Source organism: Rugosimonospora africana, from assembly GCF_016862975.1.
Taxonomy (GTDB): domain Bacteria; phylum Actinomycetota; class Actinomycetes; order Mycobacteriales; family Micromonosporaceae; genus Rugosimonospora; species Rugosimonospora africana.
In genome coordinates, this window is the sequence record NZ_BONZ01000049.1 from 107,061 (window position 1) to 126,546 (window position 19,486).

The window sequence follows — 19,486 nt, forward strand, 5'->3', positions numbered from 1 at the left end:
AACCCCCAGCGGTGTGAGGATTACTGACAGTCATCGTCACGCAGAAGCTTTCTGGATGTAGGTCACCGCGTCGCCCACGGTCTTGAGGTTCTGCACCTCGTCGTCTGGGATCTTCACGCTGAACTTCTCCTCGGCCGCGACAACGACCTCGACCATGGACAGCGAGTCCACGTCCAGGTCGTCGGTGAACGACTTGTCCTCAGCGACGTCGTCCGGGTTCACGCCGGCGACCTCTTCGAGGATTTCGGACAGGCCGGCAGTGATCTCGTCACGGGTCGTCATGGGGAGTTCCCTTCTCGGTGGGTTGTTCATGGGACTGATGGGCTTACCGGGCCGGCGATGCCGCCGGGTGTCATGGGCAGCGGATGACCTGACCGGCGTAGGTGAGGCCGCCGCCGAATCCGAACAGCAGTACCGGGGAGCCGGCGGGTACCTCGCGCCGCTCGACCAGCTTGGACAGGGCCAACGGCACGCTGGCGGCGGAGGTGTTGCCGGACTCGATGATGTCCTTGGCCACCACCGCGTTCTCCACACCCAGCTTGCGGGCGAGCGGTTCGATGATGCGCAGGTTGGCCTGGTGCGGCACGAACGCGGCCAGATCCTTCGGCGTGAGGCCGGCGGCCGCGCACGCCTTCTCGGCCAGGATCGGCAGCGACACGGTGGCCCAGCGGAACACGGTCTGGCCGCTCTGCTGGATGTACGGGCGCCAACCCTCGATCGTGATGACGTCGCTCTTCTCCGGCGCCGAGCCCCACAGCACCGGCCCGATGCCGGGCTCCTCGTCGTCGCCGACCGCGGTCACGACCGCCGCACCGGCGCCGTCGCCGAACAGCACGCACGACGACCGGTCGGTCCAGTCGGTGACGTCGGAGAGCTTCTCGGCGCCGATGACCAGGGCGTTGGTGGCCGCTCCGGCGCGGATCGCGTGGTCCACGGTGGCCAGCGCGTACTCGTATCCCGAGCAGGCGGTGTTGATGTCGTACGCGGCCGGGGAACTGATCGACAGCTTGGCCGCCACCCGGGTGGCCACGTTCGGGCACCGGTCGACCGAGGAGCAGGTGGCGACCGCGACCAGGTCGATGTCGGCCGAGGACAGCCCGGAGGCGGCCAGTGCCTTGCCGGCCGCGGCGGCGGCCATGTCGGCGACCGTCTCGTTGTCGGCGATGCGCCGGGTGACGATGCCGACCCGGTCGCGGATCCACTCGTCGCTGGTGTCGACCATGCGGGCGAGGTCGTCGTTGGTGAGCACTCGCGCGGGCTGGTAGTGCCCCATCGCGATGATTTTCGAGCCGCGGGCCGGACCGGTGGGGTGGCTATGGTCTGCGGTCATACGAGGTGTCCTCCGATACGGGCGAGCGGCTGACCCGGCGCGACCGGGTCGTCGTGGTGAGCGAGCCATTCGGTGAGCACGCCCGAATCGTGCGCGGTCACCTCGACCGGGCCCTGGCGGGTACCGATGTGGCCGATGACCTGGCCGGACCGTACGTCGGCACCCTCCGCCAGGCTCGGGTCGGGGGTGAAGTTGCCGGCGACGCCGGCCACCACGACCCGGAACTGCGGCGTGGGCTCCGCGCCGGGCGCCACGCCGTGACGGGCGATGAGGTCGCGGGCGGCGGCCAGGTCGTTCGGGGTCTCGATCTTGACGATCTCGACTCCGGGCAGCGCGCGCTTGACCAGGCCGGCGAGGGCACCGGACGGGGGCAGCTCGATGACCGCGGTGACGCCGAGATCCGCCAGGCTCTGCATGCATTGGTCCCAGCGCACCGGCGCCACCACCTGGCGGACCAGTCGCTGCAGCACCTCACGGCCGGTGGTGACGGCCGTTCCGTCCAGGTTGGAGAGCAAGATCTTCTGTGGGTCGCCGGGCGTGATCCCACCGGCGACCGCGGCCAGCTCACGCTCGGCCGTGGCCATGTACGGGGTGTGGAACGCGCCGGCCACCCGCAGGGCCCGTACCCGCGCCCCGGCCGGCGGCGTCGCGACCAGCTTCTCCAGTGCCTCGGTGGCTCCGGCGGCGACGATCTGGCCCGCGCCGTTGCGGTTGGCCGGGTAGAGCCCGGCGCTCTCGATGCCGGCGACCACCTCGTCCGGGTCGCCGCCCAGGACCGCGGCCATTCCGGTCGGCTCGAGCGCGCAGGCCGCGGCCATCGCCCGGCCCCGTACCCCGGCCAGCGACACGGCCGCCTCCGGAGTCAGTACCCCGGCCAGCGCGGCGGCGCCCAGCTCACCGACGCTGTGCCCGGCGACCACGGCGACGTCGTACATCGGCAGGTGCTCCGCGGCCAGCAGCGCGGCCGTGACCATCAGCGGCTGGGTCTTCGCGGTGTCCGTGATCTCGGCGGCGTCGGCCTTGGTGCCGAGGTGTTGCAGGTCGATCCCGCTGAGCGCGGACCACCAGCGCAGCCGCCCCTCTGTACCGGGGAGGTCCAGCCAGGGGCCGAGGAAGCCGGGCTTCTGGGAGCCCTGGCCAGGAGCGAGTACGGCAAGCACGTCTCTGACTGTCCCGGATGTCGGTAGGAAGCGCTCGGGCGCCAAGCACTAAACCCGACCAAGAGTTTTGTAGAGTTCCGCCAATAGACGATCAACGGGTGTGGTGACCGTTACGTAGAGTGGTCATTGTTGTGCCGCGCGTCACATTCATCCGGAGGTGTTGGCGGATGGGTCCAAGCGGCCGATCGCCAGCGCGACACGCAGCGCGAACGCGTCCCGGGCGGACAGCGGTGCCAAGCCGGTCGTTTCGGCGACCCGCCGCAGCCGGTACCGGACGGTGTTGGGGTGGACGAACAGCGCGCGGGCGGCGCTCTCCAGCACCCCGCCGGCGGCGAAGAACGCGTCCAGCGTCTCCAGCAGTTCGCCGGAGCGGGCCAGCGTGCCGTACACCTCCTGGCGCAGGATGCGGCGCGCGTCGGTGTCGCCGGCGAGCGCCCGCTCGGGCAGCAGGTCGCCGGCGGCCACCGGGCGGGGCGCGGCCGGCCAGGCCGGCGCGGCGCGGTACCCGGCGAGAGCCGCCCGGGCCGACTCGGTGGCCTCGTCGAGGCTCGGTACTGGCTGCCCGACCACGACCGGTCCCTCCCCGAAGCCGACCAGCAGCCGTTCGGCGACGGAGATCGGATCCGCCGCTCCGCCGAGAACGACCACCAGCCGGTCGCCGTGGACGCCGCTGATCACCTCGACGCCGATCCGCCGGGCGGCGCGGTAGAGGGCGTGCACCACGGCGGAGGTCTCGCCGCCGGGGGAGCGGCCGACCGCGACCGCGACCGGCGGCGCCTCGGTCCAGCCCAGCGCGGCGGCGCGGCTGGCCAGCACGTCCGAGGAGTCGCCTCGGACCAGCGCGTCGACCAGCAGTGCCTGCAGCCGGGCGTCCCAGGCGCCCCGGCTCTCGGCCGCCCGGGCGTAGACCCGCGCGGCGGCGAAAGCGATCTCCCGGGAGAACCTGAGCACCGCCTCCCGCAGGGCGTCTTCCTCGCCCGGCGCGGCCAGGTGCGGCACCTGCTCCTCGACCACGTCGATGGTCACCTTGATCAGCTGTACCGTCTGCTGGAGGTTCAGCGAACGCGCCAGCGCCCGGGGCGCCGCGTCGAAGACCTCGTCGGAGACCTCCTGAGAGGTGCCGGAGTTGGTCAGCCACTCGACCAGCGAGCGCACCCCCGCCTGAGCCACCAGCATCACCCAGGCCCGCTGGTCGGCCGGTAGCTCCCGGAACCAGGGCAGCACGTCCTCCATCCGGGACACGCTGGCAGTGGCCAGCGCGCCGGCAGATCGCTCGATCTGGCGGAGGGTCGCGGCCAGCTCGTCAGGGGGCGCCATGGGGCCAGCCTAGGCGGAGCGGCGTCCGCGCCTCCCGCCGCGCCGGGCCGGGCGACATTCCAGAGAAAGCGCTGGGGTGCTCGCCTCCGCCACGGTTCGGCTCCGGCTGCGCCCCCGGGGGCGTCAGCGGGCGACGTAGCGGCGGCTGCGCCTGGCGGCGGCGAACAGCAGGAGCAGGACGACGAACGGTGTGGCCAGCCACAGCAACAGGGTGCGGCCCTGATCCCGGAGCGTCTTGTCGATGCCGAGCGATATCGGCTGGCTGGTCGCCTCGGCCGGAGCGAACCCGTTCGGATCCTGGATGATCATCTCTTGAGCGGCGCCGCTGGCGTCCGGGTGGGGCAGCGTCACCCCGGCCGCCGCCAGGGCGTCGGGCATGGCGACCGAGGCGTAGAACCAGGCGTTGCGCGCTGAGCCCTTCGGCTGTGCCGCCGGGCGGTGTGCCCGGGGGCCGCCGGGTGCCTGCGGGTACAGCTCGTAGACCTGCGCGGCGGCGTTGTTGACGAAGACCGTCAGGGTGTACTTCGCGCCGAGCTTGGCCGGGTCGGGGTTGATCGGATCACCCTGCTGACCGGCCATCCAGCTGACCTGGCGCATGAGCGTGTTGAACAGGTCCTGCTGCCCGGCCGCACGCACCGTGATCGGCTTCTTCAGGCCGGGGCCGCCGATGGCCAGCGAGTTGGGCTGGTCGGCCGCCCAGGCGCCGGTGGGCAGGCCGACGCCGATCGCGATCACGGTCAGGATGGCCGCCACGCTCGCGGAGAGCAGCCGCACTGCCCACGACCGCCGAACCCGCCCGGAACGATGAGGGCGGGCATCCCAAGAGCGCGTCACCGCGACTCCTCCCCGTGCGTGAGGGGTACGCCCCGTTGGAGGTGCTCAATTTGTGCTGGAGGTGCTCAATGTTGAGTGTGCCGAGCGTCGAACGACTTGACGAGCGGCGTTATCTAAATGATCCGATAACTTATCCGATCGCGCTGTCCCGTGGATCACTCACCCGGCGGCGGCGAGCGTTCCGGCCGCCTCCCGCAACCGCTCCAGCGTCCGCTCCCGGCCCAGGACCTCCAACGACTCGAACAGTGGCAGCCCGACCGAACGGCCGGTGATGGCCACCCGTACCGGCGCCTGTGCCTTGCCCAGCTTCAGCCCGTACCGGGTGCCGATCTCCTCCAGCGTGGTCTTGAGGGTCTCCGCGTCCCACGCCGGTACCGCCTCGAACGCGGCGATGGCGTCGGACAGCAGCGCACCGGCGGCGTCGCCGGCCCCACGCACCGCCTTGTCCCAGGCCGCCTGGTCCCGGTCGGGCCGGTCCAGGAACACGAAGTCCACGTTCGGCACGATCTCGGAGAGCACGGCGACGCGGGTCTGCGCCAGCGGGGCCAGCGCCGCGAACGCCTTCGGGTCGAACCGCTCCGGCTGCCACGGCGGCGCCGGAATGGTCTCGGTGCCGGTGAGCCACGGCTGGCAGGCCGCGATGAACTCCTCCACCGCCAGCGCCCGGATGTACTCGCCGTTGAACGCGCGCAGCTTCTTCTCGTCGAAGAAGGCCGGCGACGGGTTGACCTCCTCCAGCCGGAACTCCTCCTCGATCACCGACCAGGGCACGATCTCCCGGTCGCCGCGCGGCGCCCAGCCGAGCAGCATGAGGTAGTTGCGCATGGCGTCGGCCAGGTAGCCCTCGTCCCGGTACGCCTCCAGGGCCACCTTGTCGCGGCGCTTGGACAGCTTCTGGCGCTTCTCGTTGACCACCACCGGCACGTGCGCCCAGATCGGTGGCTGCGCCCCCAACGCCGCCCAGAGCAACTGCTGCTTGGGCGTGTTGGGCAGGTGCTCCTCCGCCCGGATCACGTGGGTGATCCCCATCAGGTGGTCGTCGACGACGTTGGCCAGGAGGAACACCGGGGAACCGTCGGACCGGGCGATGACGAAGTCCTCGATCAGCCGGTTCTCGAAGGCCGGCTCGCCGCGGATCAGGTCGACGATCGTGGTGGTACCGGAGTCCGGGGTGCGGAAACGCAGCGCCCGACCCGGGCCGGGGCCGAGGCCGAGGTCCCGGTGGTAGCCGTCGTAGCCGGCGTGCTGGTTGCCGGTACGGGCCTGGACCTGCTCCCGGGTGCAGTCGCAGTAGTACGCCCGGCCCGACTCGTACAAACGGGCGGCCGCGGATCGATGTTCGTCGGCATTTGTCGACTGAAAGTACGGACCCTCATAGGTGCCACGGGCGATTCCGATCCAGTCCAGCGCGGACAGGATGCCTTCGGTCCACTCCGGCCGGTTGCGTGCCGCGTCGGTGTCCTCGATCCGCAGCACAAACGCGCCCTGGTGCTGCTTGGCGAAGATCCAGTTCTGGAGCGCGGACCGGGCGCCACCGACGTGGAACATTCCAGTTGGAGAGGGGGCAAAACGAACTCGTACCGTCACGCCGTCTACCCTACGGTCCGCCGAAGATCGTCCGACACAGGGTTTCCGCGGTTTGCGATAACCCAGTACCGTTGCACTCCGAACTCGGTCCCTTCATCGCGCGCTGCCCCGGGGTGGGAGGGTGGCGTCTTCCACCGCGCTGAAGGCGACCTTCTCTTGTCGTGGAAGGGCAGAGGCCAGATGGCTGGTGGGCGTGGACTGGGCCGGCGAATGGTGAGTCGGCGGGGCGTGTTCGCCGGTGCGGTCGGGGTCGCGGCCGGCGCCGCGGTCGCGGGCTGCAGCGCCGCGACCGACGCGGGCGCGGGCGCGGACACGGTGTGGACGAAGCCGTCCGCGGCTCCCATCGTCCTGACCGTCTCTCCGGCGGCGGACACCGCCAACGTTTCGCCTACGGAGCAGGTCGTGGTGTCGGCCACCGGCGGCAAGCTCCAGTCCGTCACGGTGACCTCCGGCGGCAAGGCACTCGACGGCGCGATGGACTCGGACGGGAAGACCTGGCGCTCGACCGGCTCGCTGGGCTATGGGGCGACCTACACGGTCACCACCGCGCTCACCGACAGCCTGGGCGCGCCGGTGCAGAAGACCAGCAGCTTCACCACGATGAAGCCGACCAAGACGCTCAAGGTGACGTTCCAGGCCAACGCGCTGACGTCCATGCAGACCGGCGCGACCTACGGGGTGGGCCAGGTCGTCGCCGTGCGGTTCAGCAAGGCGGTCACGAACAAGTCGGCAGCCGAGAAGGCGGTCGTGGTCGAGGCCACGCCGGCGATCGAGGGCAAGTTCTTCTGGCTCGACAAGCAGACCCTGCACTGGCGGCCGGAGAAATACTGGCAGAAGGGCACCAAGGTCAACGTGACCGTCAACGCGGTCGGGGTCGACTTCGGCGGTGGGGTATACGGCTCGGCCAACTCCAGCACGCACTTCACCATCGGCCGGTCACTCCTCGCGGTCGCGGACAACGCCTCGCATTACACGAAGGTGTATGTCGACGGCCAGCTGGTCCGGACCATGGCCTGCAGCATGGGCAAGGGCGGCTATACCAAGGCCGCCGACGGGCACCAGATCCACTTCTGGACGCAGAACGGCGTGCACGTCGTCCTGAACAAGGAGATGAACGTGGAGATGGACTCCGCGAGCTACGGGATCACCGACAAGAGCAACCCGAACTTCTACGATGAAAACGTCAAGCTCTGCACCCGGATCTCGTATTCCGGCGAGTTCCTGCACGCCGCCGACTGGAACATGGCCGATCACGGCAAGCGCAACAGCTCGCACGGCTGCGTCAACCTGAGCATCGCCGACGCCCAGTGGGTGTACGACAACTTCATCATCGGCGACGTGGTGCAGGTGACGAACAGCCCGAAGCCGCTGCCGGTCTGGGACGGTCTGGGCGACTGGAACGCCCCCTGGAGCAGCTACTGACCGCGGCGCCGCGGTTCAGGATGAGAAGATCGCGCTCAGTACTTCCAACACCACGCACGACCCGGCCAGGCATGCCGCCGAGGCCATGGCCAGCCGCGCCCGGACCCGTGCCCGGCGGGAGTACAGGCCGGCTGTGGCCAGCACGCCGGCGGCGGCGATCAGGGCCACGGCCGGCAGCGGTCGCGGGTCGTTGACGCCACCGGCGAGAAGCAGCGCCACCACGCCCACGGTCGGCGCGAGCCCGAGCACCGCGAGGCAGGCACTGACCAGCCGGCCGCTCCAGGCTCGTTCCCAGGAGGAGCGGGGTGGTTCGGTGTCCCGGAAGCGGGCCAACCGGCCGCGCCCCGGCGGTACCGGAAAGAACACCTGACCCGATTCGTCCCGACGATCCCGGGCCCTCTCCCGGTATGGCCGTCTGCCCATGTTCGCGGAGTGTATCGACGTACCTCACTCTTGGCTGTCCCGTCGGTCAGGCGACAACGAATGGCCTGTGCTCGCCTCCGCCACATACCGGCTCCGGCTGTGCTCAATCAGGCTGCACATCGTTGCCTGTGCTCGCCTCCGCCACAACCCGGCTCCGGCTCCGCTCAGGCGATTGAACGGATCCGGTACACGAACACCCCGCCGAGTACGGTGACCGCCGCGGTCAGCAGGTACAGCGCCGGGTACCCACCCAGCGAGTGCACGATCGGGGCGGCCAGCGCCGGCGCCATCACCTGCGGCGCCGAGTTGGCGATGTTCACCACGCCCAGATCCTTGGCCCGGTCGCCGACCGCCGGCAGCACCTGGGTGATCAGCGCGGCGTCCACCGCCAGATAGATCCCGTACCCGGCGCCCAGCACGGCCGCCGCGAGCATCACCGCCGGCCAGACCGGCGCGACCGCCAGCAGTACCGCGGCGACCGTCATCACCAGGCCGGACGCGATCACCAGCGGCTTGCGCCGGCCGGTGCGATCGGAGTGCCGGCCGGCCAGTACCGTCGTGGCGATCAGTGCGGCCGTGTAGATCAGGATGAGGATCAGCAGACCGTTCTCCGGCTGCGGATAGTGCACCCGGTCGGTGAGGAAGTACAGCAGGTACAGGGTGCCCAGCGCGTTGCCGAGCTGGACCAGGAACCGGGTACCGAACGCCCAGGCGAAATCCGGATGCTCCCGCGGGCTGACCCAGAACCGCCGCAGTCCCAGGGGCGGCCGGTCGGTGGCGTCCAGCGGATCGTCCACCGTGGACAGCGGGAACGGTACGGTCAGAACCGCCACCACGACCGCGACGGCGAGGTACCCGGCCGCGTTGCCGTGCACCAGCACGGTCACCAGCGCGGTGCCCAGCACCACCCCGAGTACCTGCGGGATGCCGATCCAGCCGGACACCGCGCCACGCTGCCCCACCGGTACCCGGTCCGGCACCGCGGCGGTCAGTGAGGCCAGCATCGCGTTGAAGCACACCTGGGCGGCTATCCAGCCGACCGCCACCCCGGCGATGGTGTGCTGGGTGGCCAGCAGCGCCAGGGCGGCCGCGCCGAGCAGCCCGCCCCCGAACGTCCACGGATGCCGGCGACCGAACCGCCCGGTCGTCCGGTCGGACAGCGCGCCGGCCAGCGGGTTGGCGATCACGGCGGCCAGCGCGCCGAGGCCGGTGACCCAGCCGAGCATGGTCTCCTTGCGCGCCGGATCGATCAGCTCGATCTGCTGCGGCAGCAGCACCTGGATCGGCGTGAAGAAGCCCATCCACACGGCCAGGTTGGCGACCACGAGCAGGGCAACCCAGCGCGGCCGCACCGGTACGGCCGGCTCGGCCAGCGCCCGCGGCCCGTCCACCGCCGACGGCCCGTCCACCGGTACCGGCGGCGGCGCCGCCGCGGTCACCGGGTGCTCGCGATGAAATCCCGGTACCAGTGGTACGACGACCGCGGCGTGCGCACCTGCGAGTCGAAGTCCACGTGCACCAGGCCGAACCGCTTGGTGAAGCCCTCGGTCCACTCGAAGTTGTCCATGATGGACCAGACGAAGTACCCGCGCACGTCCGCGCCGCCCGCGATCGCGGCGCGTACCGCCTCGACGTGCCCGGACAGGTACTCGATCCGGTCCGGGTCCTCGGGCCACCGCTCGTACGCGCAGCCGCTCTCCGTCACGTACATCGGCCGCCCGTACCTTGTGTGCAGGTCGGTCAGCAGGTCGGTCAGCCCCTCCGGGACCACCGGCCAGCCGAAGTCCGTCATCGGGTACCCCTCCAGCATCACCATGTCGAAGGGCAACTCGTCGGTGGTCGGAGCGCTGATCCCGGTGGGGTTGTAGTAGTTGACCCCGAGCGCGTCGATCGGTGCCGCGATGATGTCCAGGTCGCCGTCGCGCACCGGGAGCTCGAATCCCTCCGGGTACCCGAGCCCCAGCAGCGGCTCCACGAACAGCCGGTTGTGCAGGGCGTCGTACGCCGCTCCGGCCGCCCGGTCCGCGTCCGAGTCGCCGATGACCCGCACCGGGGAGTGGTTGTTGGCGATGGTGATCGGGGAGGCCGAACGGGTGCGCAGCGCGGCCACCGCGAGCCCGTGCCCAAGCAGTTGGTGGTGCGCGGTCGGCAGCGCGCCGAGCATCCGCGCCTCACCCGGGGCGTGGAAGCCGAACCCGTGCCCGAAGACCGTGTGCACGAACGGCTCGTTGAGCGTGATCCACAGCCGTACCCGGTCACCGAGCGCGGCGCCGACGTGGTCCGCGTACTCCCCGAACCGGTATGCCGTCTCGCGGTTGAACCAGCCTCCGCGGTCCTGGAGTGCCTGCGGCAGGTCCCAGTGGAACAGGGTGGCGACCGGGTCGATGCCCCGCTCCAGGAGCGCGTCGACCAGCCGGTCGTAGAAGGCCACGCCGTCCGGGTTGACCGGACCGGTGCCATCCGGCTGGATGCGCGGCCAGGCGATGGAGAAACGGTACGCGTCGACGCCGAGGCCGGCCAGCAGGTCGATGTCCTCCCGGTACCGGTGGTAGTGGTCACAGGTCACATCGCCGGTACTGCCGTCGGTGATGCGGCCCGGCTCGTGGCTGAAGGTGTCCCAGATGGACGGTCCCCGTCCGCCCTCGCTGCTGGCGCCTTCGATCTGGTACGCCGCCGTCGACGCGCCCCACCTGAAGCCCTTAGGAAACATCGATTCCTCCAGATGTGAGAGTGATTCGCACTCTACTGAAGGGCGGCCCGGCGGGGGAGTCGTCGAAAAGGCGGGCGGGCCGCCCAGAGAGCAGGCGGCCCTGACGCCCGGCAGAGCCGCGACGTGAGCCGGGCGCTTGACCGGGCCGCCCAGAGAGCAGGCGGCCCTGACGCCCGGCAGAATGGAGCAACATGGAGTACACGAGGCTGGGCGGCACCGGACTGCAGGTGTCGCGGATCTGTCTGGGCATGATGAGCTACGGCGACCCGGCGCTGCGCCCCTGGGCGCTCGACGAACCGGCGGCCGAACCGTTCGTCCGGCGAGCAGCCGAGGCCGGAATCAACTTCTTCGACACCGCTGACGTCTACTCCGTCGGCGTCAGCGAACAGATCACCGGTCGGCTGCTGGCCCGCACGTTCTCCCGTCGCGAGGAGTACGTGCTGGCCACCAAGGTGAACGGTGAGATGGGTCCGGGCCGCAACGACCGCGGCCTGTCCCGCAAGCACATCCTGGCGGGCATCGACGCCTCACTGCGCCGGCTCGGCACCGACTACGTCGACCTGTACCAGATCCACCGCTGGGACCCGGACACGCCCATCGAGGAGACGATGGACGCCCTGCACGACGTGGTACGCGCCGGCAAGGCTCGGTACATCGGGGCGTCGAGCATGTTCGCGTGGCAGTTCGCCAAGGCGCAGCGGGTGGCGAAGACCCCGTTCGTCTCGATGCAGAACCACTACAACCTCATCTACCGCGAGGAAGAGCGGGAGATGATCCCGCAGTGCCTGGACATGGGCGTGGGCTGCATCCCGTGGAGCCCGCTGGCGCGTGGCTGGCTGGCCGGCAACCGGACGCGGGACGGTCAGCGGCTGACCACCCGGGCCAACAACGACGCGTTCGGTGACTCGCTCTACACCGACGCGGACTTCGACGTGGTGGACCGCACGGCCCTGGTGGCCAAGGAGAAGGGGGTGCCGCCGGCCCAGGTGGCGCTCGCGTGGCTGCTGCACAAGCCCGGCGTGACCGCCCCGATCGTGGGAGCGACGAAGCTGTCGCACCTGGAGGACGCGATCGCCTCGGTGGACGTGAAGCTCACCGACGAGGACGTGGCGCACCTGGAGGAGCCGTACCGGCCGCACGCGATCGCCGGCCACCGGTAGAGCCCGCTGGCAAACGAGGTGGCGCGAAGGCCAGACGCGGTGCCGGCCGTCTCCGACGGCCGGCACCGGCGTGACTACTGGTCGCCGCGGTCGATCGCCCGGTCGACGCGGACCTTCCAGCCGTCGTCGCCGGCGTCGGGTCGCAGCGTGGTCAGGGCGTCGATGGCCCCGCGTACCAGCCCGAACCAGTCCGGTGCCTGATCCGGTTCGCCTTTCTGCATGAGGAAGGCGCGGCCGGCGCAGTTGCTGCGGACCCAGCCGCGCGTACTGGGCAGCTTGACGGCCGCCTTCGCGCCGTCGTCGGTCACCAGCTGGATCGAGAACGGGTACCGGGCCTCGCCGCCGGGCCGGGTGACGACGATGCGGGCCTGGTCGGGCTCATGGTCGCCGAAGATGCTGGCGAGCCAGCCGCGCCTGGGCACCTCGATGACCACCTCGACACCGTCGCCGTACTCGCCGGGGTCGGCGGTCTCGGCGACCGCGCGGACCATGGCGACCACCACGTACGTGTCGGGGCGCCGGAACGGAACCCAGTCGACCACCACCACATCCTGTCAAACGCCGGCACCGGGCGGTCGCTCTCGACTCGGCAACGGGGTACCCCGATATCGGTATCGACGCGGTACGATGACGGCCGTCTGTTAGGCAGATCTCCGTTCGCCATATGGCAGGTAACGGGCGAAGAGACCTGCCTCTCTGCGATCTCGCCGAGGAGGTCCGATGGCTACGGGTGACCTACCGGCTGTAGCCCGTCGGCGCGTTTGGATGGCGCTACGCAGGGCAAGGGAAGCCAAGGGTTTGACCCAAACCCAGATCGCCGACGAGATGGAATGGTCCCTCTCCAAGGTGATGCGCATAGAAAAGGGCGAGGTCAACATTTCGGTCAGTGATCTCCGGGCCCTGCTCGATTACCTCGACGTGAACGATCCGGCCGAGGTGAAGCAGCTGCTCGACGATGCACGCGCGGCACGCAGTGAGCGCCGGACGGCCGGCTCCGCGTTCCGCCAACATCTGACCACGGCGACCCAGCAGCTTTTCCAGTACGAGACCGAGGCCGTTGCCATCCGGCAGTTCAGCCTCGTGCTGATTCCGGGGCTCCTGCAGACGGAAGCGTATGCGCGGGCGATTTTCCAGAACGTGCTGGAAAAGGAGAGCCTGAGCCCCGAGACGATCGAGACCAGGATCGCGATCCGCCTGCGGCGGCGGGAAAGCGTGCTCGACCGGCCCGATCCACCCCAGTATCTCTTTCTTCTGGACGAATCCGTGCTCGGGCGCCCGATCGGCGGCCCGCATGTGATGGGCGAGCAACTGCTGGCGTTGTGGCAGGCCGCCCAGGACACGTCGATGCTGGTGAGGATCGTTCCCCTGGCTGCGGCGCCGACGTTGGCGACGCTCGGCTCGTTCATGATCCTCGACCTCGACGGCGAGGGAAACTCGGCGCTTTACCGCGAGGCGTTCATATCCGACGACATCAGCCATAATCCGGCGATCGTCAGTCGGCACCGGGAGTTGTTCGAAGACCTCTGGGCCAGCTCGCTCACCGTCGAAGAATCCGCTGACCGGATCGAGGGCGCCGCGCGAAGCATGCTCGCGGAGGAGGCTTCGCGCGCCTGAAGCGCGATTGATGGATTTGCGTTATCGGGGTAAATGCCCGTCCAAGATGGCAGTTCTGTCCAATAATACTCATAGTGCATCCGTGCGATCTTGCGGATGACTTACGGAAGGGGCTAGGTCAGCGTGTACGACCAAGAGCCGGGGCTTGACTGGCGTAAGAGTCGTCGTTGCGAATCGGGCAACTGTGTTGAAGTGGCGATTGACGGCGACCACGTCTTGATGCGTGATTCGACGGACCCGGCCGGACCGCGCCTGCGGTTTGACCGATCCGAATGGAACGAATTCCTCCGCGGTCTCCGCGCGCAATAACCTACGGTAACCGCACACGGCGGCGCCGGACGATCCAGGGGATCCCGGCGCCGTTGGCGTTTCTCGCCGCGCGATGTCCGTGACCGGTCGGTGCCCGGAAATCTGGTTCGGTGCTGGCGGCACCCCTCACGTGCCGTGTTATCCCGCTGCCGCGATGTTCCGATTCCGCGATCCCTTTCGTATCGTGGTGTGGGGGCATAGCGACGGGGGGTAACGAGAGGAGAGCCAATGCCGGTCGCGGATTTCCACCGTTCCTGGCGACGCAGCAGTCGTTGTGAGTCGGGCAGCTGTGTCGAAGTGGCAATCACCGACGCAGCCGTCTACGTCCGGAGCCCGAACGATCCGGGTGTCGAGCTGCAATTCTCCCGAGAGGAGTGGGCCGAGTTCCTGGCGGCGGTCAAAGAGGGAGAGCTGACCGGCTGAGGGCGGTCGCACGCCCGAAGCGACGTCAGCGGTGAGCCTCCCGGGTGGGGGAGGACTCACCGCTTGGACGTCACGGACCGACTGGACCCAGTCGCGGCGCGGCGCCAGACGCGCCGAGCCGGACTGGTCACAGACGCGTCAGGAGTCGCCGCCGGTCTCGCCGACCGGGGCCGCGTTGACGTCGTCGATCGCGTACTTGGCGGCCGCGTCCACCGGCACGTTCGCCGCCACCTCGCCGCGCCGGGCCAGTTGGCGCAGCGTGGCCACCACGATGGACTCACCGTCGACGTGGAAGTGCCGCCGCAGCGCGTGCCGGGTGTCGGACAGGCCGAAGCCGTCGGTACCCAGTGAGGTGTAGTCCCCGGGTACCCAGCGGGCGATCAGGTCGGGTACCGCCCGCATGAAGTCGGACACCGCGACCACCGGTCCCGGAGTGTCGGCGAGCGCCGTCGTCACGTACGGCACCTGAGGCTCCTCGCCCGGGTGCAGCAGGTTGTACTCCTCGGTCCGCTCCGCGTCGCGGCGCAGCTCCGTCCACGATGTCGCCGACCACACGTCGGCCGCCACGCCCCAGTCCTGAGCCAGCAGCTCCTGGGCACGCAGCGCCCAACCCATGCCGGTGCCGGACGCCAGGATCTGCGCCCGGGGTGCGCCGTCGCCGACCTTCGGGGCGGGCGAGTACCGGTACAGGCCGCGCAGCAGCCCGGGCACGTCGACTTCGGCGGGCTCGGCCGGCTGCACGATCGGCTCGTTGTAGACGGTCAGGTAGTAGTAGATGTCCTCGGGGTTCTCGCCGTACATCCGGCGCAACCCGTCCTCGACGATGTACGCGATCTCGAACGCGTACGCCGGGTCGTAGGACACCACGGCCGGGTTGGTCGCCGCGATCAGCAGCGAGTGCCCGTCTTCGTGCTGGAGGCCCTCGCCGTTGAGCGTGGTGCGACCGGCCGTCGCGCCGAGCAGGAACCCGCGGGTCATCTGGTCGGCCGCCGCCCACAGCCCGTCGGCGGTGCGCTGGAAGCCGAACATCGAGTAGAAGATGTAGAGCGGGATCATCGGCTCGCCGTGCGTCGCGTACGACGTGCCGGCGGCCGTGAACGACGCCACCGAGCCGGCCTCGTTGATGCCCTCGTGCAGGATCTGCCCGCCGACCGCCTCCTTGTAGGAGAGGAACAGCTCGCGGTCGACCGGGGTGTAGTTCTGCCCGTGCGGCGAATAGATCTTCGCGGTCGGGAACAGCGAGTCCATGCCGAAGGTGCGCGCCTCGTCCGGGATGATCGGCACCCAGCGCTTGCCGAACTCCTTGTCCTTCATCAGGTCCTTGAGTAACCGGACGAAGGCCATGGTGGTGGCGATCTTCTGCTTGCCGGAGCCCTTCTTGACGTCGGCGTACGCCGCCTTGGCCGGCAGGTTGATCGCGGGCGTCGTGGTCCGCCGGGTCGGCAGGTACCCGCCGAGGGCGTGGCGCCGCTCGTGCAGGTACTGGATCTCGTCGGACTTCTCACCCGGGTGGAAGTACGGCGGCAGGTACGGGTTCTCCTCCAGCGCCGAGTCCGGGATGTCCAGGTACAGCCGGTCCCGGAAGCCCTTGAGGTCGTCCAGGGTCAGCTTCTTCATCTGGTGGGTCGCGTTGCGGCCCTCGAAGTGCGAGCCGAGCGTCCAGCCCTTGACCGTCTTCGCCAGGATCACCGTCGGCTGCCCGGTGTGCTCGACCGCGGCCTTGTACGCCGCGTAGAGCTTGCGGTAGTCGTGCCCGCCCCGCTTGAGGTTCCAGATCTCGTCGTCGCTCAGGTGCTCGACCATCTTGCGGGTACGCGGGTCACGGCCGAAGAAGTGCTCGCGGACGTACGCGCCGGACTCCGCCTTGTAGGTCTGGTAGTCGCCGTCGGGCGTCACGTTCATCAGGTTGACCAGCGCGCCATCGGTGTCGGCGGCCAGCAGCGGGTCCCACTCGCGACCCCAGACCACCTTGATGACGTTCCAGCCGGCGCCACGGAAGAACGCCTCGAGCTGCTGGATGATCTTCCCGTTACCGCGTACCGGACCGTCCAGGCGCTGGAGGTTGCAGTTGATCACGAACGTGAGGTTGTCCAACTCCTCGCGGGCGGCCAGGCCGATCGCGCCGAGCGACTCGGGCTCGTCCATCTCACCGTCGCCGAGGAACGCCCACACGTGCTGCTGCGAGGTGTCCTTGATCCCGCGGTTGTGCAGGTACCGGTTGAACCGGGCCTGGTAGATCGCGTTGATGCCGCCGAGGCCCATCGACACCGTCGGGAACTCCCAGAAGTCCGGCATCAGGCGCGGGTGCGGGTACGACGGCAGGCCGCCGCCGACGTGCGACAGCTCCTGGCGGAACCCGTCGAGCTGCTGCTCGGAGAGGCGGCCCTCGAGGTATGCCCGGGCGTACATGCCGGGGGAGCCGTGCCCCTGGAAGAACAGCTGGTCGCCGCCGCCCGGGTGGCTCTTGCCGCGGAAGAAGTGGTTGAACCCGACCTCGTACAGGCTGGCCGACGAGGCGTACGTCGAGATGTGCCCGCCGACGCCGATGCCCGGCCGCTGCGCCCGGTGCACCAGCATCGCGGCGTTCCACCGGATGTAGGCCCGGATCCTGCGCTCGACGTGCTCGTCGCCGGGGAACCACGGCTCCCGCTCGGGGGTGATGGTGTTGATGTAGTCCGTGGTGGTCAGCGGTGGGACACCGACCTGCCGTTCCCGGGCGCGTTCGAGGAGCCGCAGCATGATGTACCGGGCGCGCTTGGCCCCGCGCTCGTCGATCACGCCGTCGAGCGACTCGACCCACTCGGTTGTTTCCTCTGGGTCGATGTCCGGCAGCTGGCTGGGTAGGCCGTCGCTGATGACCGGACGCTTGCGTTCCGTGGCCACAGGCGTTCCTTCTCGACGTGGTTAATGGTTCCTCAGGTTAATCCTGCCCGCCGAGGGGTACCGCCGTCACGCCGAAGGGGGCACAACTGTCACACGCGACACATACCGGCCGGTAACCTTCGTCTCATGCGATCCGAAGTGATCACCGTGAGGACCGGGAACCGGCCGGCCGTTCGGGACATTACCGCCGAGGCGTCCGACTTCGTCAACGGGCAGGGCGATGGGCTGTTGCACGTGTTCGTCCCGCACGCGACGGCCGGGGTCGCCTTGATTGAGACGGGATCGGGCTCGGACGACGACCTGTTGCGGGCGATCGACGACCTGCTGCCGGCCGACGACCGCTGGCGGCACCGGCACGGCTCGCCGGGGCACGGGCGCGACCACGTGCTGCCGGCGTTCGTCCCGCCGTACGCGACGGTGCCGGTGCTCGACGGCCGGCTGGCGCTGGGTACCTGGCAGTCGATCTGTCTGGTCGACCCGAACGGCGACAACCCGACCCGCGAGGTCCGGCTGTCCTTCCTGCCCGGCTGACGCGCCCCCGGCCGGCAAGGGCACCGCGGCCGGCCCCGGAGCGTCCCGCCGAGGGCGCCGCGGCCGGTCCCGGAGGAAGGACCGCCCGCGGCACCTGCTGGAAGCGGCACCAGCGTGGGTTGGTCAGTTGCTGACCGACGCCAGGTGATCCTTGAGGCCCTGGCCGAACGCGGTCGCCGTGCCGTTGTAGTCGGAGATCAGGGACGGCCCGGACGAGCAGTCCCAGTTGTTCCAGGTCCAGCCGAGGTACCCGACGTTGTGCGAGTCGCCCCAGTTCATCAGGGTGTCGATGAAGCCGTGCGAGCAGTCGTTCTCGCCGATCTCGGACAGGGTCAGCGGCACCTGGGCCGCCACCGGACCGAGTTGGCTGTCGAAGCAGGACGTGTTGGAGCAGGTGTTGAAGTTGTAGATGTGCGCGAACGCGGCCAGGTTGCCGGTCGGGTCCGTGGGCTTGTACTGCAGCCACTGGGTCAGGTCGTTGGAGTACGCCAGGCCGCCGATGAGCACCACGTTCGTGTTGCCGGTCGCCCGTACCGCGTTGAGCAGCGTCTGGAAGCCGGCCACCTGGTACGTGATGCCCGGGCAGGTGCCGCCGTCCCGCCAGCACGTCCAGCCGGCGGTCTCACTGCTGCCGCTGGCCCGCTCCGGGTACGGCTCGTTGAACAGGTCGAAGACCACCCGGTTGTCCTTGAACGCGTTGGCCACGCCCGTCCAGAACGACGGTGCGTACTGCGCGTCTGGCATCGGCTTCTGGCAGGTCGCCTTCACGTCGGAGCAGCCGGACGAGGGGCCGGTGTAGAGACCGTAGTTCCAGTGCATCTCCAGGATCGGTGTGATCCCGCTGGACAGCAGGATGCTCACGTAGTCCTTGACCGCCTGCTGGTACGCCGCGCCGGTGGTGCCCCCGGACGGTACGTCGGACGTACCCACCCAGCACTCCTCGTTCAGCGGTACCCGCACCGCCCGGATCTTCCAGGTCCGCATCGCGGTGACCGATGCCTGGTCCATCGGGCCGTCCCAGGTGCCCCGCCCCTGGATGCAGGCGAACTCGCCACCGGAGCGGTTCACGCCGAGCAGCCGGTAGGTCGCCCCGGTCGAGGTGACCAGCTTGTTGCCGGACACGTGCAGCGAGGGGGCGCCGCTGGGCGGCGGGTTGCCGGTGGGCGACGTGCTCGGGGAACGGGTCGGGGTGCGGCTCGGGCTGCTGGTCGGGCTGGAGGTGCGCGACGGGCCGGTGGTCGGGCTGGTCGTGGTGACCGAGCCGGTGCAGGTCACCCCGTTGAGGGTGAAGGACGCCGGTACCGGGTTGCTGCCCGTCCAGTTGCCGTTGAAGCCGACCGCGATGTTGGCGCCCGTGCCAAGCGCGCCGTTGTAGCTCATGCTCGTGGCGGTGACGTGCGCGCCGCTCTGCGTGAAGGTGGCGTTCCAGCCCTGGGTGACCGTCTGCCCGGCCGAGAAGTCGAAGCCGAGGCTCCAGCTTGTCAGGGCGGAGCCGAGGTTGGTGATGGCGATGTTGCCGGTGAAGCCACCGGGCCACTGGCTCTGCACGGTGTAGTTGACCGAGCAGCCGGTGGCGGCCGCGGACGCCGGCATGGTCACCATCGCGAACGTGCCGGCGGCCATCGCCCCCGCCACGCCGGCGGCGAGCAGGGTTCTGCGGTATTTCATCGAATCTCCTCTATCGGGACGCACTGAGGCGATCTTCGATGGAAGCGCTCCCACGGATAGTCCGCGCTTACCTGTGTTAAGTCAAGGCCGCATGTACCAAGTCAGGGGCGAAGCG

18 protein-coding genes are annotated in these 19,486 nt (G+C 69.6%); 6 read left to right on the plus strand and 12 right to left on the minus strand.

Annotated features, from left to right (window positions below; genetic code table 11):
* Positions 1–36: 36 nt before the first annotated feature.
* From Raf01_RS25760 to gltX, 6 genes are all read right to left on the minus strand, one after another.
* On the minus strand, positions 37–282 hold the full coding sequence (locus tag Raf01_RS25760) for an acyl carrier protein (RefSeq protein WP_203920567.1): 246 nt from the start codon (positions 280–282) through the stop codon (positions 37–39).
* Positions 283–352: 70 nt separating this feature from the next.
* Entirely contained in the window at positions 353–1,330 is a 978-nt protein-coding gene (locus tag Raf01_RS25765; protein ID WP_203920568.1) for a beta-ketoacyl-ACP synthase III, read from the minus strand.
* The gene (locus Raf01_RS25770) at positions 1,327–2,490 is read right to left on the minus strand and encodes an acyltransferase domain-containing protein (protein ID WP_203920569.1); all 1,164 of its coding nucleotides are present in this window, start codon (positions 2,488–2,490) and stop codon (positions 1,327–1,329) included. Before Raf01_RS25770 ends, Raf01_RS25765 begins: the two co-directional genes overlap by 4 nt.
* 147 nt (positions 2,491–2,637) lie before the next feature.
* Positions 2,638–3,807: a PucR family transcriptional regulator gene (locus Raf01_RS25775; protein ID WP_203920570.1), complete on the minus strand. Its 1,170-nt coding sequence runs from the start codon at positions 3,805–3,807 to the stop codon at positions 2,638–2,640.
* 123 nt (positions 3,808–3,930) lie between these two features.
* Positions 3,931–4,581 carry a hypothetical protein gene (locus Raf01_RS25780; RefSeq protein WP_203920571.1) on the minus strand — a complete coding sequence of 217 codons (651 nt, stop codon included), beginning with the start codon at positions 4,579–4,581 and terminating at the stop codon, positions 3,931–3,933.
* Positions 4,582–4,800: 219 nt separating this feature from the next.
* Positions 4,801–6,228 (minus strand): glutamate--tRNA ligase, encoded by a 1,428-nt coding sequence (gltX, locus tag Raf01_RS25785; protein ID WP_203920572.1) that lies wholly within the window; start codon positions 6,226–6,228, stop codon positions 4,801–4,803.
* 210 nt (positions 6,229–6,438) lie between these two features.
* On the opposite strand from gltX, the gene Raf01_RS25790 reads away from it, so the two are divergent.
* Positions 6,439–7,650 carry a L,D-transpeptidase gene (locus Raf01_RS25790; protein WP_203920573.1) on the plus strand — a complete coding sequence of 404 codons (1,212 nt, stop codon included), beginning with the start codon at positions 6,439–6,441 and terminating at the stop codon, positions 7,648–7,650.
* A 15-nt stretch (positions 7,651–7,665) separates the two neighbouring features.
* On the opposite strand, the gene Raf01_RS25795 is transcribed toward Raf01_RS25790, so the two are convergent.
* The 3 genes from Raf01_RS25795 to Raf01_RS25805 form a co-directional block, all read right to left on the minus strand.
* Positions 7,666–8,073, minus strand: coding sequence for a hypothetical protein (locus Raf01_RS25795; RefSeq protein WP_203920574.1), 408 nt, complete (start codon positions 8,071–8,073; stop codon positions 7,666–7,668).
* Positions 8,074–8,237: 164 nt separating this feature from the next.
* On the minus strand, positions 8,238–9,512 hold the full coding sequence (locus Raf01_RS25800; RefSeq protein WP_239133907.1) for an MFS transporter: 1,275 nt from the start codon (positions 9,510–9,512) through the stop codon (positions 8,238–8,240).
* Complete coding sequence (locus Raf01_RS25805) at positions 9,509–10,783, minus strand: GH1 family beta-glucosidase (protein ID WP_203920575.1); 1,275 nt, start codon at positions 10,781–10,783, stop codon at positions 9,509–9,511. Before Raf01_RS25805 ends, Raf01_RS25800 begins: the two co-directional genes overlap by 4 nt.
* A gap of 191 nt (positions 10,784–10,974) precedes the next feature.
* Here Raf01_RS25805 and Raf01_RS25810 point away from each other — a divergent pair, with 191 nt between their 5' ends.
* Complete coding sequence (locus tag Raf01_RS25810; protein WP_203920576.1) at positions 10,975–11,943, plus strand: aldo/keto reductase; 969 nt, start codon at positions 10,975–10,977, stop codon at positions 11,941–11,943.
* Positions 11,944–12,017: 74 nt separating this feature from the next.
* On the opposite strand, the gene Raf01_RS25815 is transcribed toward Raf01_RS25810, so the two are convergent.
* Positions 12,018–12,485: a hypothetical protein gene (locus tag Raf01_RS25815; RefSeq protein WP_203920577.1), complete on the minus strand. Its 468-nt coding sequence runs from the start codon at positions 12,483–12,485 to the stop codon at positions 12,018–12,020.
* 223 nt (positions 12,486–12,708) lie between these two features.
* On the opposite strand from Raf01_RS25815, the gene Raf01_RS25820 reads away from it, so the two are divergent.
* From Raf01_RS25820 to Raf01_RS25830, 3 genes are all read left to right on the plus strand, one after another.
* Positions 12,709–13,557 (plus strand): helix-turn-helix domain-containing protein, encoded by an 849-nt coding sequence (locus Raf01_RS25820; RefSeq protein WP_275413053.1) that lies wholly within the window; start codon positions 12,709–12,711, stop codon positions 13,555–13,557.
* A gap of 123 nt (positions 13,558–13,680) precedes the next feature.
* Positions 13,681–13,866 carry a DUF397 domain-containing protein gene (locus Raf01_RS25825; protein WP_203920579.1) on the plus strand — a complete coding sequence of 62 codons (186 nt, stop codon included), beginning with the start codon at positions 13,681–13,683 and terminating at the stop codon, positions 13,864–13,866.
* Positions 13,867–14,094: 228 nt separating this feature from the next.
* Positions 14,095–14,289 (plus strand): DUF397 domain-containing protein, encoded by a 195-nt coding sequence (locus tag Raf01_RS25830; RefSeq protein ID WP_203920580.1) that lies wholly within the window; start codon positions 14,095–14,097, stop codon positions 14,287–14,289.
* A 138-nt stretch (positions 14,290–14,427) separates the two neighbouring features.
* Here the strand turns inward: Raf01_RS25830 and aceE are convergent, their stop codons facing one another.
* The gene (gene aceE, locus Raf01_RS25835) at positions 14,428–17,172 is read right to left on the minus strand and encodes a pyruvate dehydrogenase (acetyl-transferring), homodimeric type (protein WP_203920581.1); all 2,745 of its coding nucleotides are present in this window, start codon (positions 17,170–17,172) and stop codon (positions 14,428–14,430) included.
* Positions 17,173–17,298: 126 nt separating this feature from the next.
* Here aceE and Raf01_RS25840 point away from each other — a divergent pair, with 126 nt between their 5' ends.
* Positions 17,299–17,703, plus strand: coding sequence for a YjbQ family protein (locus Raf01_RS25840; RefSeq protein ID WP_203920582.1), 405 nt, complete (start codon positions 17,299–17,301; stop codon positions 17,701–17,703).
* A 123-nt stretch (positions 17,704–17,826) separates the two neighbouring features.
* Here Raf01_RS25840 and Raf01_RS25845 read toward each other — a convergent pair whose 3' ends face one another.
* Positions 17,827–19,371, minus strand: coding sequence for a cellulose binding domain-containing protein (locus Raf01_RS25845; protein ID WP_203920583.1), 1,545 nt, complete (start codon positions 19,369–19,371; stop codon positions 17,827–17,829).
* Positions 19,372–19,486: the final 115 nt, after the last annotated feature.

Excerpts from the sequence above, each read along its gene's own strand:
- Raf01_RS25760 (WP_203920567.1), bottom strand. The coding sequence starts at position 282 with ATGACGACCCGTGACGAGATCACTGCCGGCCTGTCCGAAATCCTCGAA.
- Raf01_RS25765 (WP_203920568.1), bottom strand. The coding sequence starts at position 1,330 with ATGACCGCAGACCATAGCCACCCCACCGGTCCGGCCCGCGGCTCGAAA.
- Raf01_RS25775 (WP_203920570.1), bottom strand. The coding sequence starts at position 3,807 with ATGGCGCCCCCTGACGAGCTGGCCGCGACCCTCCGCCAGATCGAGCGA.
- Raf01_RS25790 (WP_203920573.1), top strand. The coding sequence starts at position 6,439 with ATGGTGAGTCGGCGGGGCGTGTTCGCCGGTGCGGTCGGGGTCGCGGCC.
- Raf01_RS25795 (WP_203920574.1), bottom strand. The coding sequence starts at position 8,073 with ATGGGCAGACGGCCATACCGGGAGAGGGCCCGGGATCGTCGGGACGAA.
- Raf01_RS25805 (WP_203920575.1), bottom strand. The coding sequence starts at position 10,783 with ATGTTTCCTAAGGGCTTCAGGTGGGGCGCGTCGACGGCGGCGTACCAG.
- Raf01_RS25810 (WP_203920576.1), top strand. The coding sequence starts at position 10,975 with ATGGAGTACACGAGGCTGGGCGGCACCGGACTGCAGGTGTCGCGGATC.
- Raf01_RS25820 (WP_275413053.1), top strand. The coding sequence starts at position 12,709 with ATGGCGCTACGCAGGGCAAGGGAAGCCAAGGGTTTGACCCAAACCCAG.
- Raf01_RS25830 (WP_203920580.1), top strand. The coding sequence starts at position 14,095 with ATGCCGGTCGCGGATTTCCACCGTTCCTGGCGACGCAGCAGTCGTTGT.
- Raf01_RS25840 (WP_203920582.1), top strand. The coding sequence starts at position 17,299 with ATGCGATCCGAAGTGATCACCGTGAGGACCGGGAACCGGCCGGCCGTT.
- Raf01_RS25845 (WP_203920583.1), bottom strand. The coding sequence starts at position 19,371 with ATGAAATACCGCAGAACCCTGCTCGCCGCCGGCGTGGCGGGGGCGATG.